General features: G+C 57.4%; 12 protein-coding genes and 1 other RNA gene. 8 read left to right on the top strand and 5 right to left on the bottom strand.

What is annotated here, in order from left to right; all coding sequences use genetic code 11:
• Positions 1 to 257: 257 nt before the first annotated feature.
• The 3 genes from CPJ18_RS08025 to ssrA all read right to left on the bottom strand — a co-directional run bounded on the left by CPJ18_RS08025 (position 258) and on the right by ssrA (position 1,498).
• Positions 258 to 455, bottom strand: coding sequence for a DUF4169 family protein (locus CPJ18_RS08025; RefSeq protein WP_103657901.1), 198 nt, complete (start codon positions 453 to 455; stop codon positions 258 to 260).
• Positions 456 to 489: 34 nt separating this feature from the next.
• Positions 490 to 996, bottom strand: coding sequence for an SspB family protein (locus tag CPJ18_RS08020; RefSeq protein ID WP_077107272.1), 507 nt, complete (start codon positions 994 to 996; stop codon positions 490 to 492).
• A 130-nt stretch (positions 997 to 1,126) separates the two neighbouring features.
• Positions 1,127 to 1,498: a transfer-messenger RNA gene (gene ssrA, locus CPJ18_RS08015) on the bottom strand.
• Between the two features lie 117 nt (positions 1,499 to 1,615).
• Between ssrA and CPJ18_RS08010 the strand changes: the two genes are divergently transcribed.
• The 8 genes from CPJ18_RS08010 (at position 1,616) to CPJ18_RS07975 (ending at position 8,115) form a co-directional block, all read left to right on the top strand.
• On the top strand, positions 1,616 to 1,924 hold the full coding sequence (locus CPJ18_RS08010; protein ID WP_103657900.1) for a DUF2853 family protein: 309 nt from the start codon (positions 1,616 to 1,618) through the stop codon (positions 1,922 to 1,924).
• 88 nt (positions 1,925 to 2,012) lie between these two features.
• On the top strand, positions 2,013 to 2,807 hold the full coding sequence (locus CPJ18_RS08005) for a thymidylate synthase (protein ID WP_077117335.1): 795 nt from the start codon (positions 2,013 to 2,015) through the stop codon (positions 2,805 to 2,807).
• On the top strand, positions 2,804 to 3,331 hold the full coding sequence (locus CPJ18_RS08000) for a dihydrofolate reductase (protein ID WP_103657668.1): 528 nt from the start codon (positions 2,804 to 2,806) through the stop codon (positions 3,329 to 3,331). The genes CPJ18_RS08005 and CPJ18_RS08000 overlap by 4 nt, the downstream gene beginning before the upstream one ends.
• A gap of 144 nt (positions 3,332 to 3,475) precedes the next feature.
• Positions 3,476 to 4,627, top strand: coding sequence for an FtsH protease activity modulator HflK (gene hflK / locus CPJ18_RS07995; RefSeq protein WP_103657667.1), 1,152 nt, complete (start codon positions 3,476 to 3,478; stop codon positions 4,625 to 4,627).
• 1 nt (position 4,628) lies between these two features.
• Positions 4,629 to 5,552 carry a protease modulator HflC gene (hflC, locus tag CPJ18_RS07990; protein ID WP_103657666.1) on the top strand — a complete coding sequence of 308 codons (924 nt, stop codon included), beginning with the start codon at positions 4,629 to 4,631 and terminating at the stop codon, positions 5,550 to 5,552.
• 122 nt (positions 5,553 to 5,674) lie between these two features.
• Positions 5,675 to 6,004 (top strand): DHCW motif cupin fold protein, encoded by a 330-nt coding sequence (locus CPJ18_RS07985; RefSeq protein WP_103657899.1) that lies wholly within the window; start codon positions 5,675 to 5,677, stop codon positions 6,002 to 6,004.
• Between the two features lie 157 nt (positions 6,005 to 6,161).
• A complete protein-coding gene (locus CPJ18_RS07980; protein ID WP_103657665.1) occupies positions 6,162 to 7,706 on the top strand; it encodes a Do family serine endopeptidase in 1,545 nt (514 codons plus the stop codon).
• A 196-nt stretch (positions 7,707 to 7,902) separates the two neighbouring features.
• Positions 7,903 to 8,115 carry a ribbon-helix-helix domain-containing protein gene (locus CPJ18_RS07975; RefSeq protein ID WP_067645354.1) on the top strand — a complete coding sequence of 71 codons (213 nt, stop codon included), beginning with the start codon at positions 7,903 to 7,905 and terminating at the stop codon, positions 8,113 to 8,115.
• A 183-nt stretch (positions 8,116 to 8,298) separates the two neighbouring features.
• Here CPJ18_RS07975 and CPJ18_RS07970 read toward each other — a convergent pair whose 3' ends face one another.
• Positions 8,299 to 11,997, bottom strand: a complete 3,699-nt coding sequence (locus tag CPJ18_RS07970; RefSeq protein ID WP_103657664.1) for an AsmA family protein — start codon at positions 11,995 to 11,997, stop codon at positions 8,299 to 8,301.
• 85 nt (positions 11,998 to 12,082) lie between these two features.
• A complete protein-coding gene (locus CPJ18_RS07965) occupies positions 12,083 to 13,501 on the bottom strand; it encodes an FAD-binding oxidoreductase (protein ID WP_103657663.1) in 1,419 nt (472 codons plus the stop codon).
• Between the last annotated feature and the right edge of the window lie 47 nt (positions 13,502 to 13,548).

The raw sequence follows: 13,548 nt of genomic DNA, 5'->3' as shown, positions 1-13,548 counted from the left end.
GCTGTAAACGGAAAATAATTGCAGGGAGGTGTAGTTTGGAGGTGAAGGTCCTTCCAGCGAAAATGATATTAGCGCGCACCTACAAGACAGCGCTCACCTGTAGCAGCAGCGATTTCAGTGTTTGAGCTGTACAGAAGGCGACCACGTATTCCGTCATGCTCGGGCTTGTCCCGAGTATCTAACGAACCCCGACAATCAACGTGGTTAAATCCTCGGGGCAAGCCCGAGGATGACGTAGAGGTCCTGATTGGGAAACGTCAAGCGTCGTCCCCCTCGCCCTTATCCAGCTTGCCCTGGTCCAACTCGCGAGCAGCCTTGTCGTTCAAAGCGGAGGTGAGGTTCTTTTCGGCCTTGGTTCGCCCGAAGGTCAGGCGGTTTTGCTCCGCCTGCTTTTCCTTCTCATCGCGGGCCTTCTGCTTGCGAAACTGACGCAGATTTACGACATCGCCGGTCATGGCCATCTCCCGTCTGCGCCAATGCGTTTGGCAATCACTTGTTCTTGCGGAAAGCGTCCAGAGAAACGACCGAACCGGCCTTCTTCTCTTCATCAGGCTTGTCGTCGGTCGAAGCGACCTTGTTTTCGGCAGGTGCTGGATATGCGGTGATTTCCGCTTCCACGACTTCCTCTTCTTCCGCCAGTGGAACATCGAATTCGAGCTCGAAGTTCACCGAAGGGTCGTAGAAGCCTCTGATAGCATTGAAAGGAACAACCAGCTTTTCAGGCGTGTCGGAAAATGACAGGCCGATTTCGAACTGCGTTTCCGTGACCTTCATGTCCCAGAACTGGTGCTGAATGACGATCGTCATCTGCTCTGCATATTTGGCCTTGAGGTGCTGCGAGATGCGCACGCCCGGAGCGCCGGTCAAAAAGGTGATGAAGAAGTGGTGGTCGCCGGGCAGCCGCGCGGTGGCTGCGACTTCGCTCAATACCTTGCGAATAACGCCGCGAAGGGCATCCTGTGCGAGAATGTCGTAACGGATATGATCCTGCCCCATGCGGTCCTGTCTTTCCTTATTCGAACGTCTTTTAACAAAGTATACGCAATGTCTTACATCGCAGCAACGGAAAAGCCCCACGTCGCCCGAGTCATTTCATCTTTATAGCCAATTCAGGCGAAATGGAGAAGGTGGAGGTTTCTGTTGCCAGGTACCTCCGAACCCCGCCTTACGGGGCTAACCGTAAGGACTTAAGTCGGAATTCCCACACCGCCATTAGGCAGCGAGAGCGTATTCCTTAGCGTTGTTGTCATTTGCAACTACACTTGTGACCCGATAACGGCGGTATCATGCCGAGCAAAAGTTCGATCTTTACACCCTTGTCGATCCTATTTCGCCCCCATCAAAAGCAGGCCCTTCCAAAGAAGCCGCCGGTTTTTGGTGGAGGCGCCGGGTACCGCCCCCGGGTCCAATAGGCTTATTACATCGACCGTTTATCGCCATAGCCGGATTTGCATCCGGCAAGGGTCATATAAGCGTTTAATGTCGCAGAGAAAAGGGGTGGGATGACAATTCCATGAAAGGTTGCGCGCAATTCTTGACGGAGCAACGCGGTTGGCACATTCTGCTTATCAAGCGGCACCTTAACAAGCGCCGTATAACGCGGAGAGGAGAGGACATGACGGACTATCTTGCAGACGTGAAAATATACGACGCTGACGCCGATGAGGCGGTGGTGAACAAAATCGTCAAGCATCTGGGCATCGCCCTGCGCAATCGCGATTCGTCGCTCGTGTCATCCTCAGACCCGGAAGAGCTTGAGCGGGTAAAGACGAACTGGATCGGCAAGAAGCTTGGCGTCACCGGTCCCGATGCCGACAAGGCCGTGGAAGAAACCGTCGCCGCGATGAAGGCGGATCGCACGAAATCACGCGTGACCTTCTATTATCTGGTGGCCAAACACCTCGATAAGCTCGAAACCCTCTGATTCCTGTGGGCGAGCCCACTCCCGACACTGGTTCCGCCGCCGCAAAAGCCTATAATAAGCGCTTACAAAGAATCGGCGGCGGACTGATATGAAGCAATATCTCGACCTTCTTGCGCATGTGATGGAAAACGGCACCAACCGTGGCGACCGCACCGGCACGGGGACACGCTCCGTTTTCGGCTACCAGATGCGTTTCGACCTGTCGGAAGGCTTTCCGGTTCTCACCACAAAGAAGCTCCACCTGCGTTCCATCATTCACGAGCTGTTGTGGTTCCTGAAGGGCGAGACGAACATTGCCTATCTCAAGGAGAACGGCGTCTCCATTTGGGACGAATGGGCGGATGAGAACGGTGATCTCGGCCCGGTCTACGGCGCGCAATGGCGCTCCTGGCCAGCCCCGGATGGCAACCATATCGACCAGATCGCACTGTTGATCGAAGGGTTGAAAACCAATCCGAACTCCCGCCGCCATATCGTATCTGCCTGGAACCCGGCGCTGGTGGATGACATGGCGTTGCCACCCTGCCATTGCCTGTTCCAGTTTTACGTCGCGGACGGCAAGCTGTCCTGCCAGCTCTACCAGCGTTCGGCCGATATCTTCCTCGGCGTACCCTTCAACATTGCGTCCTATGCGCTTCTGACGCTGATGGTGGCGCAGGTCACCGGCCTGAAGCCCGGCGACTTCGTCCACACACTGGGTGATGCCCATATCTATTCGAACCATTTCGAGCAGGCCGAGCTGCAAATGAAGCGCACACCAAAAGCGCTGCCGACCATGCGGCTCAACCCTGATGTCACCAGCATCTTCGATTTCAAGTTCGAGGACTTCACGCTGGAGAATTACGAGGCCGATGCCTCCATCAAGGCACCGATTGCCGTATGACGCAGCCGCGCATCACGCTCATCGCCGCAGTCTCCGAAAACGGCGTTATCGGTCGCGATCTCGACATGCCGTGGAAACTGTCGACGGATCTCAAGCGTTTCAAGGCGCTGACCATGGGCAAACCGATGATCATGGGGCGCAAGACATTTCTGTCGGTTGGCGAACGTCCCCTGCCTGGTCGCCCGCACATCATCATCAGCCGCAATCCGGATTATCATCCAGCGGGCGTGGATGTCGTTTCCTCTCTGGAAGATGCACTTTCGCTCGCCAAGGAAAAAGCACAAGCACTTGGTGTCGATGAGATTTTCGTGGCCGGTGGCGGCGAAATCTACCGGCAGGCCTTGCCCTTTGCCGATCAACTTTCCGTCACCCATGTCAAGGTTTCGCTGGAAGGTGATACTTTCTTTCCGGCCATCGACCCGGCTCTGTTTGAGAAAATTGATGAAACGCCCGCCCCCGCAGGGGATAAGGACAATTATCCGATGCGATTTGCGACTTACCGCAGGTATCACGCGGTTCAGTGAACTATTTACCGTGATTGGGTATTAAGTTACCGCCTCTGCGTTGAAACAGACAGCTCTCCTACTTATAACTGACCTATATTCCCGCCTGACATGCGAAAGCCTGTTTGAGAGGAAGCGGGAGAGTTTTTAGCATAAGAGGTATGGATGCCCTGGAGCAATCAGAATGGTGGCGGCGGTGGCGGCGGTGGCCCTTGGGGCGGCGGCGGCAACAACGGCGGCGGTGGGGGAAATAACCAAGGTGGACCTTGGGGCCAGGGACCGAACCGTCCACGTGGTGGTGGCGGCGGCGGCAATGGTGGCCCGCCCGATCTTGAAGAAATCATCCGTCGCAGTCAGGACCGTTTCAGAAACGTGCTTCCGGGCGGCGTCAATGGTGGCGTTATCGCCATTCTGGTTCTCGTCGTTCTGGCCTTTGTCGGCATTCAGTCAGTCTACACCGTGCAGCCGGATGAACGTGGCGTAGAGCTGCGCTTCGGCAAGCCGAAAGACGTCGTGTCAGGTCAGGGTCTTCACTTCCTGCTGTGGCCGATCGAAACCGTCGAGATCGTCAAGATCAGAGAACAGCAGCTGAACATCGGCGCGCGGCCAACCGGCTCGACCACGAATGCTGCGTCGACGGGTGTGATGCTGACGGGTGACCAGAACATCGTGAATGTTCAGTTCTCCGTTCTCTATTCCATCACAGACGCCAAGTCCTACCTGTTCAACGTGGAAGCGCCGAGCGAAACCCTGCAACAGGTTTCCGAAAGCGCGATGCGTGAAATCGTCGGACGTCGTCCAGCCCAGGATATTTTCCGCGACAACCGTCAGCAGATCGCTGCCGATGTGCGGACCATTATCCAGAACACCATGGATGGCTACGGCGCTGGCATTTCCGTCAATGCAGTCGCGATCGAAGACGCGGCACCGCCGCGTGAAGTTGCCGACGCCTTTGACGAGGTACAGCGTGCCGAGCAGGACGAAGACCGTTTCGTCCAGGAATCCAACCAGTACGCCAACCAGAAGCTTGGTGCGGCGCGTGGTCAGGCAGCGCAGATCGTCGAAGAGGCAAACGGTTACAAGAGCCGTGTCGTCAACGAGGCACAGGGTGAAGCCCAGCGCTTTATCTCGATCTACGATCAGTATAGCAGCGCGCCGGAAGTGACCCGTCAGCGCATGTTCATCGAAACGATGGAGCAGGTTCTCAAGGGATCCAACAAGATCATCATCGATGAAAAGCAGGGCGTGATGCCGTATTTGCCTCTCAATGAGCTGATGCGTAACAACCCCAATGCGGCACCGCGGGGAGGCAACTGATATGAGCAATCGTCTTACATCCGTCCTCATCGGCTTTGCCGTGCTTCTGTTCCTCGGTTACTTTTCGACCTTCGTCGTGAATGAACGCCAGCAGGCCGTTGTTCTGCGGTTCAACGAGATTCACTCGGTGAAAAGTGAACCCGGTATCTACTTCAAGTTGCCCTTCCCCTTCATGCAGGCGGACCGGGTGCAATATATCGAAAAGCGGGCTCTCCGGCTCGATTACGATAACATCCGTGCGCAGGTCTCAGGCGGCAAGTTCTACGAAGTCGATGCATTCCTCGTCTATCGCATTACCGATGCGCGCCGCTTCCTGATGAATGCGGGTGACCAGGAATCTGCTGAGCTTCGTCTGCGGACCCGTCTCGATGCCTCGTTGCGTCGTGTCTACGGTCTGCGTGGTTTCGAATCCGCACTGTCCGACGCACGCGCCTCGATGATGCAGGAAGTCCGTGACGATCTGCGTCCAGACGCGGAATCTCTCGGCCTCAGCATCGTTGACGTTCGCATTCGTCGCACCGATCTGACGCAGGAAGTGTCGCTCGACACGTTCAAGCGGATGCGTTCCGAAAGACTGGCAGAGGCGGAACTGATCCGCGCCCGTGGTAACGAAGAAGCACAGCGTCGTCGTGCTATCGCCGACCGTCAGGTTGTCGAGCTTGAATCCGACGCGAGCCGTCAGTCCGAAGTCCTTCGGGGTGAAGGCGACGCGGAACGCAACCGGATCTTCGGTGAAGCCTTCCAGCGTGATCCAAGCTTCTTCGAGTTCTACCGCTCGATGAGCGCCTATGCCAGCGCCCTGACCGGCACCGGCACGACGCTGGTTCTGTCTCCGGACTCGCCGTTCTTCCGTTATTTCAACGATATTAACGGCGCATCTCCGCGGTCAACACCGCCAGCAGCACCCGCTGCTCCGGCGAACTAAGGTCGATAATTTTGAACAAAAAGGGCCGGTGGAAACACCGGCCCTTTTGCTATTTTGCGCTAGCAAATCGAATGGATCGTGCCGCATATGAAAATCGATTTTTTAAAGTTACGGAGAGAGTGTTGAACATCAGCGAGATACCATTTGGCACCACGGACTGGTCGGAGGTCGAGCCGACGCGCCATGCGGGCGAAACCGGAAGCGCCACATGGCGCACACGCCATTTCGGCAATATCCGTGTCCGCATGGTGGAATATACGCCGGGATATCTTGCCGATCACTGGTGCACCAAAGGCCATATTCTGCTGTGTATGGAAGGCGAATTAAACACCGAATTGAAAGACGGTCGCAACTTCGTACTCAAAGCTGGCATGAGCTATCACGTGGCCGACAATGCCGAGCCGCACCGCTCTTCGACCGCATCGGGAGCCAGACTTTTCATCGTTGATTGAAGCAGTAAGCTCTTTGTGAAGCATCGCCACGCTTTAGTCGTGGATGAACAACGGGATTTGTGCCTCAATCACAAAAAGGTATTTCTACGCTTCATCATTCCGCCTTATGCTTGGCTATTAAACTTAAAGCCAAGTTTGCAAGATACGAGGACGCCGTATGCCCGTCACCACTCTTTCGCCTCTCCGCAGCAGCATCGCCGCCATGGCGGGACTTGCGATCATCGCAGGCGGGCTCGCTGTTCCGGTCGGCGCAAGAGCGCAGAGCAACGGCCCTGCATCGGTTGCCGATCTCGCCGCCCCCCTCATGGATGCGGTGGTGAATATCTCGACGTCGCAAAGCGTGAAGGCTGAAGGTAAAGGCCCTACCCCGCCTAAGATTCCCGAAGGCTCTCCCTTTCAGGAATTTTTCAAGGATTATTTCGACAATCAGAAACCCGACAATGGCGGCAAGGTCAGTTCGCTCGGCTCCGGTTTCGTCATCGATCCCGCTGGTTACGTCGTCACCAACAACCACGTCATCGAAGGCGCTGATGATATCGAAGTGATCTTCCCCAATGGCAACAAGCTGAAAGCAAAGCTTGTCGGCACCGACACCAAGACCGACCTTTCGGTTCTGAAGGTTGAGCCGAAAGCGCCGTTGAAAGCCGTCAAGTTCGGCGATTCCCGTGCCATGCGCATCGGTGACTGGGTCATGGCCGTGGGCAACCCGTTCGGTCTCGGCGGCTCGCTCAGCGTCGGCGTCGTTTCGGCGCGCGGCCGTAACATCAATGCCGGCCCCTACGACAACTTCATCCAGACCGATGCCGCCATCAACAAGGGCAATTCCGGGGGCCCTCTGTTCAACATGAAGGGCGAGGTCATCGGCATCAACACGGCCATCATCTCACCAAGCGGCGGCTCCATCGGCATCGGCTTTTCCGTACCGACGGAGCTTGCGCAGAACATCGTCCAGCAACTGATCGAATTCGGTGAGACACGGCGCGGCTGGTTGGGTGTTCGCGTTCAGCCCGTCACCGACGACATTGCCGCAAGCCTTGGCATGGATGCGGCCCGCGGCGCACTGATTTCAGGCGTCGTGAAAGGCGGTCCGGTCGAAAACGGACCGATCCAGCCGGGTGACGTGGTGCTGACCTTCGATGGCAAGGACATCCACGAAATGCGCGACCTGCCCCGCGTCGTCGCGGAAAGCCCCGTAGGCAAGGAAGTCGACGTCGTGGTTCTGCGCGATGGCAAAGAGCAGACCGTGAAGGTCAAGCTCGGCCAATTGCAGGATAGCGCCGAAGAACAGCAGCCCGGTGCCGGTAGTGACGATGCGATGCCGGAAGACGGCGAGATGGCTGATCCCAATGAAAACGGCAAGGACCAACCGGAACAGCAGCAACCATCGGAAGAGCGCGAAGCTCCCCAGACAGTTTTGGGCATGAACCTCGTCGCACTGACCGCTGAATTGCGCACGGAAAAAGGCATTGCAGAAAGCGTCGAAGGTGTCTTCGTGGCCAATGTCGAGCCGGGCTCGGTTGCCGAGCAGAAGGGTGTCAAGCCAGGCGATGTGATTGTCGAAGTCGGACAGGATTTCATGGAAGTTCCCGGCGACGTGCTGGTGCGCGTCAACGGCCTGAAATCCGCCGGCCGCAAGAACGCCCACATGATGGTCGCGGACGCTCAGGGCAACCTGCGCTTCGTCGCGGTTCCACTCGAATAGTTTCAGTTGTCGTTGCAAAATGAGGCGGGAAATTCCCGCCTCGCCTTTACCGGGAGATGTGCCGACGGCGGAACCTACCCGGGAGGGAGGGCGTTACTGAACGCTAGCAGAGTGAAGCAGATTCAAAATCATACGCTTAGGTACGAACCCTGAATCAAACTGACAGCACGTTGAATCAGTTTGGAAAGCCACAGAGTTGATCCGCAAGCACTCCACCACCCTCCACGGCCACCGCACCAGCATCTCTCTTGAAGATGCCTTCTGGGACGAGTTGCGCATCATCGCCGAAAAGCGAAAAATCAGCTTCGCAGCCTTGCTTGCCGAAATAGACGACAAGCGCCCGGAAGGCAGCAATCTCTCTTCATCGTTACGTGTTTATGTGCTCAATTGGCTGAAGAGCCAGTCATAGGACATTTGGCAACGACGCGACCATAAGCGTCTTTCCGGGTGGCGAGCATAATTTCTTTTTGAAACCTGACACGCCCCTGGCAAGACACGCGTACGAAGACGCTATCGATTTTATGCGCTCAAAGCTGGCCGGGAAATAACCCCGCAGCCCCGACCATCTTCAACCGTGACCGTCTTCAACCAATCAAGGTGACGGTGAACCAGATGGCGGAGAGGGCTGGCGGAAGAGATCGCCGGTTGGCGGGACGGTCAGCACCGGGTCGGGTTGCGGTTTGGGCTGTGCTTCCTGCTGACGCTTCAATCGTTCCTGAGATGCTTTTTCGGCCTCGAGTCGTTCTTGCGCCATTGCGCGCAAACGTTCTTCTTCCTGCTTGCGCGTCTGCTCCGCAGCCGCCGCACGTTCAAGTGCAGCCTGCCGTTCGGTTGCCTGGAAGCGGTAGAGTGCTACTTCGCGGCGCAGGCGTTGCTTTTCCATAATGCTGGCCTGCAATGCCTCGACGCGGCGGCGTTCGCGCTCGAAGGACCGCATGGAAAGATACGCCGTCAAACCCGAGACATCGGTTGTCAGCGCGGGCTTAGCCAACGGGCCTGTGTAGTTCAGCCGGATCGAGGGTTCAGCACCTGCCAGTTCTTCCGTACCGGGATTGAACAGCAGATCTATGCCGCCTGTCATCGTGTCTCCTGCGAGATCGAGATCAAGATCGCCATTGAAAGACAGCTGCGGTGTCGTGGCCGAGACGCTCTGCATACGCAGACTTCCATCGCCCAGTGTAAACGGCATTGCGACTTCACCCAGCGGGATTTCGCCCTTCCAGAGTTCAGCGTCGACCAGAGGGCGAACCTTCGCGGCATCGATCGGGCCTTGAATGTCGTTTGCCGCCTTGAGCCACGGCTGGAACGCAGCCTGGTTCAACCCGCGCAGAACCAGCCCGCTAGTGCGGATTTCACCTGAACCGCCTGCCGAAGACAGAAGCTCGCTCATGCTCTTGCCTGTCGCTTCCGCTGTCAGATCCAAAGCGAAACGGCCGCCTGCGACAGGTGTCTCGCCGCTCTTCCACATGACGGATTCAGGGTTGGCGGCGGAAACGGCAATCTTGGTGCGGAAGATGCCAGCACCCTCGCCCGTCGCCATGGACAGGCGACCGGAAACTTTGCCGCCCATCCAGTCGCCCGCCATATTATCAAGCGATAGCATCCCGTTTGCATGGTTGAACGCAAAGGACAGACCGGTGGCAGTACCAAAAGAACCCGTGTCGAAATTGGCGGCTTTGACGTTCACTGAAGCGTCGAGCTTAGGAAAGGCCGGGAGCGAAACCGGCTTAGCGCTGAGCGCGCCGGTTTCCGGGTCGATGACAGGCCCGTAAATCGTATCACCCAGCCAGGCAAGATCGATGTTATTCAGCGACAGATCGCCCGTCACCTTGTAGGGAGCGGCCTTCAGGACGGACATATTGCCGGAAAAAGCGTTTCCGCCCGCCTGCCCCGAAAGATTGGCGAAAGTGGCTTTGGCTTTGTCTACGGAAAGCTTGGCATTGGCCTTGGTCGACATGCCACCACCCAGTTGCGGCAGACCGACCGCGTTCATGATGAGATAAGGCTCGATATCGGCGCTTTCCAGCGCGACGTCCGCGTTACCTTCGGCGAAATTCGCGGCCTTCAGAGAGAAACTTCCATTCGCGGAAAAATGCGTGCGCTCCGTCGAGAACCGGAAATCGGTCTGCACCGGCGAGCCCAGCGAACCGTTGAGCTTCAGCGACAACAGCCCCTCGCCGTCTGCATCGAATGGCAATGGATCAAGTCCGGCCTGTCCGAAGAGAATGGCTGTCGACTGGTTCTTCAACACCGCTTCCAGCGTCAGCGCCGTATCATCATTGTCAGAGAGAACGTCGGGCAGCTTGGCCACGGCGGAAACACGGCTACCGTTGATGGTGCCGGATACGGCCGCGTTAGCCCCGCCCGCATTGCTATCGACCGAGAGGTCCACCGCGATATCGGAATTCGCGTACCAGGGCGCGCTTCTGACGAGACGATCCAGGGCCGGATGGGATGGCAACTTCTGGCGCAGCAAATCGAAAACCGGCTGCATGTCCGTCGCGTGAAGATTGACGGTGCCCTTGCCCGCAAACTCCTTGAGGGAGCCTTTCAACTGGCCTTTGGCGCGCACTTCCGCACCAGCAATGTCCCCTGCCGTCATCGTGTCTAGAGATAGCACGCCGCCTGCCATGGTGAAGGCGGTTTCCACGCGGTTGGCGGTCACACCCGCCATATTGAAACGGTCGGCCTTGAACTTTGCCGCAATGCGGTGGTCCATGATCGAGCTACCGACCTGATCGCCAAGCACGAGACCGCCGAGCGCCCGCAAGGCATCGATATCGATCTCGTCACCGGCAAGATCGATATCGATACTTGCACCCTTGTCGATTGACTGGCGCTCCAAACGCCCGTGGAGTGTCGCCTGCCCGATGGCAAGCTCCAGATTTTCGAACCGCTGCGCCTGCGTCGTCAACGACACCGTGGACGAAAAGCCGGCGGCGTTCAGTTGCCGGATCGCCGGATCGACCGTGCCGGAAAGCCAGTTGGCAAGACCGGATGGTTGATTGGACGCAACCAGCAGATCGCCATTGAACGCCGGACCACCGGTCAGCGTCAGAGAACCCTTTGCCTCGAGCTGTGTGCGACCGGGCAGCACGGCAACCGCATTTTCAACCTGCCAGCCTGCACCATTGGGTCGAACATCCAGTCGGATATCGCGGATTGTCGTGTCATCCGAGACAAGCGCTGGAAGCCGAATGCTGGCCTTGCCGGGAACCTGCGGCACCGGAATGCGGGCAATCAGGCTTGCAAAGGCCTCGATGCGCTGACGCACGGGAACCGTCGGCACGCGTGACGTCTTGCCCGTCTGTACGGGTGCTGGCGCAAAACGGTTGAAATCGATCTGCTGGCCATCGGCCGTCAACAGAAACTCAGGCGCGGTACCCGTGTCGAGCGTTGCTTCACCGGTGATGACGTAAGGGTTTTCAGTGCCGCCCAACTCCATACGATAGCTTGGCACGCGTACACGGCCATTGGTCAGCTCGAAGCTGCCGCGGGTGCGCGGCGCTGAAACCATCGGCTGGGCATTCTGCTGCTTCTGCTTGTCGTCCTGGCGAAAATTGAAAGTGAACGAGCCGCTATAGACCGGACGGCCTTCCGTTGCGGCGATGGCACCATCGAGATCGATCTCGACAGGATGCTCATCCGGCAACATGCGAAGGCGAAGTCCCATGCGCCCGGCGGCAGAATCCGGCTCGCTGCTGGAAAGAGAAAACGAACCGGCATGGCCATCGACTGCCGCCCGGCCATCCGCCCGCCATGGACCGGCGAGAGACTTTGCCGACATATCGGCCGTTAGCCCCGTAACGGTACGGTTGCGGCCGGATTGCTCGTCGATGAATTCGATCTGCCCGCCTTCGATGCTGACATTTTCCAGAACGACGGTTTTTGCAGGAATGACCGCACGGCTTCCGCGGGTCCAATCCAGCGTGCCGTCCTTCAAAAGCCTGATCTTGGCCTTCGGCTCTTCGATGCGCATGTCGAAGATGCGCGCTTCGCCCGACAGGAAAGGCGCAAGCTCCGCATCCATGGAGAAACGAGCAACCTGAATTTGCGGCGAACCATCGGCATCCATACCGGCGCGCACGTCATGCATGGTCACGGAAGGGAACGGCAGCAAACGCGCCTCGACACGCCCGTGGACGACGACCTTCTTGCCGATGATACGGCTCGCCTGATCTTCGAAGTTACGTCGAAAATCCGTCCAGTCGATGAAATAGGGTATAAGCAGCGCTGCAAACAGCGCTACGACCAACAGTCCGCCCAGAATAACCAATATGCGTCCGAGCACGACTTCGCGTCTCCCTTAACCGACGATGAAAACTATCTTTTTTCCCTGACAGAGCAAGCGCCATTTCAGGTTTCACGTCACATTCCTAAGCATTATCGACGCGAAAAAGCTTGCCCGGATTAAAGATGTTATCCGGATCAAGTGACCGCTTGATGGCAACCATCGTATCCAGCGCATTTCCGACCTCCTCTGCCAGAAAGCTCATCTTGCCCTGCCCTATGCCGTGTTCGCCGGTACATGTGCCATCCATGCTGATCGCGCGCCGGTTCAGCCGCGCCACGAAAGCTTCGGTGTTGGCAACACTTGCAGCATCCTTGCCATCGAACAGCACAAGAACGTGGAAGTTCCCGTCGCCCGCATGACCGACGATCGGCGCGAGCATGCTGTTATCGATGATATCCTGCTGCGTCTGCGTTACGCATTCCGCAAAGCGGGAAATCGGCACACAGACATCTGTCGACAGGACATCGAGATGTGGTGCCAGCGCCTTGGATGCCCAGTAAGCATCATGGCGGGCTTTCCACAGCTTGGCGCGCTCCTGCGCGTCGCTCGTCCAGCGAAATTCGCTGCCGCCGCATTCCTCCACGATGTCGGAAAACTGCTGAGATTGCAGCGCTGTCGTTTCTTCCGTACCGTGAAATTCCAGAAACAGCGTCGGCTTTTCTTCATAGGAAAGCCCCGAATAGGCATTGCAGGCGCGAATCTGCACCGCATCGAGAAGCTCTATCCGCGCAACTGGAATGCCCATCTGCACGGTCATAATAACCGCATCGCAGGCAGACTTGACCGTATCGAAGGTGCAGACACCTCCAGCAATCTTTTCGGGAATGCCTTGCAGGCGCAGTGTCACTGACGTGATAAGCCCAAGCGTGCCTTCCGCGCCGACGAAAAGCCGGGTCAGATCATAACCGGCAGAGGATTTGCGCGCGCGCCGACCGGTGCGGATCTCCTCGCCATTGGCCGTAACCACCGTCAAGGCCAGCACGTTGTCCTTCATCGTGCCATAGCGCACGGCATTGGTGCCGGAAGCGCGGGTGGAGGCCATGCCACCGATGGAGGCATTGGCACCGGGATCAATGGGGAAGAACAGGCCTGTATCACGCAGATAGGTGTTGAGCTGCTCTCGTGTCACGCCGGGCTCGACGGTGACGTCCAGATCTTCGGCATTGACGGCGATGATGCGGTTCATGCGGGTGAAATCGACCGAAATGCCGCCTCTGGGTGCGTTGACCTGCCCCTCAAGCGAGGAACCGACGCCAAAGGCAATCACGGGAACCTTGTGCTGTGCACAGGCTTTGACCACGGCTTTCACATCATCGGTGGTCTCGGCAAAGACCACGCCGTCTGGCAATTGCGTGGTCAGATATGTCGTCGTGTGGGCATGCTGCTCGCGAAAGGACTGGCCGGTTTGAAGCTTGTCGCCCAATTGTTGTTTCAGAACTTCGAGAACGGCGGCAATACCCGCCTCGTTTCTCGTTCCAGAGACGACATCCTTCAAAGCCATGATTTTCTCCAACACAATGCAAAACCGGACTCACCATTGAAGGTAAG

Source organism: Agrobacterium rosae (assembly GCF_002915175.1).
GTDB classification, from domain to species: domain Bacteria; phylum Pseudomonadota; class Alphaproteobacteria; order Rhizobiales; family Rhizobiaceae; genus Agrobacterium; species Agrobacterium rosae.
The sequence above is the reverse complement of the archived record's forward strand: the minus strand, read 5'-3'. Positions and strand labels throughout refer to the sequence as shown.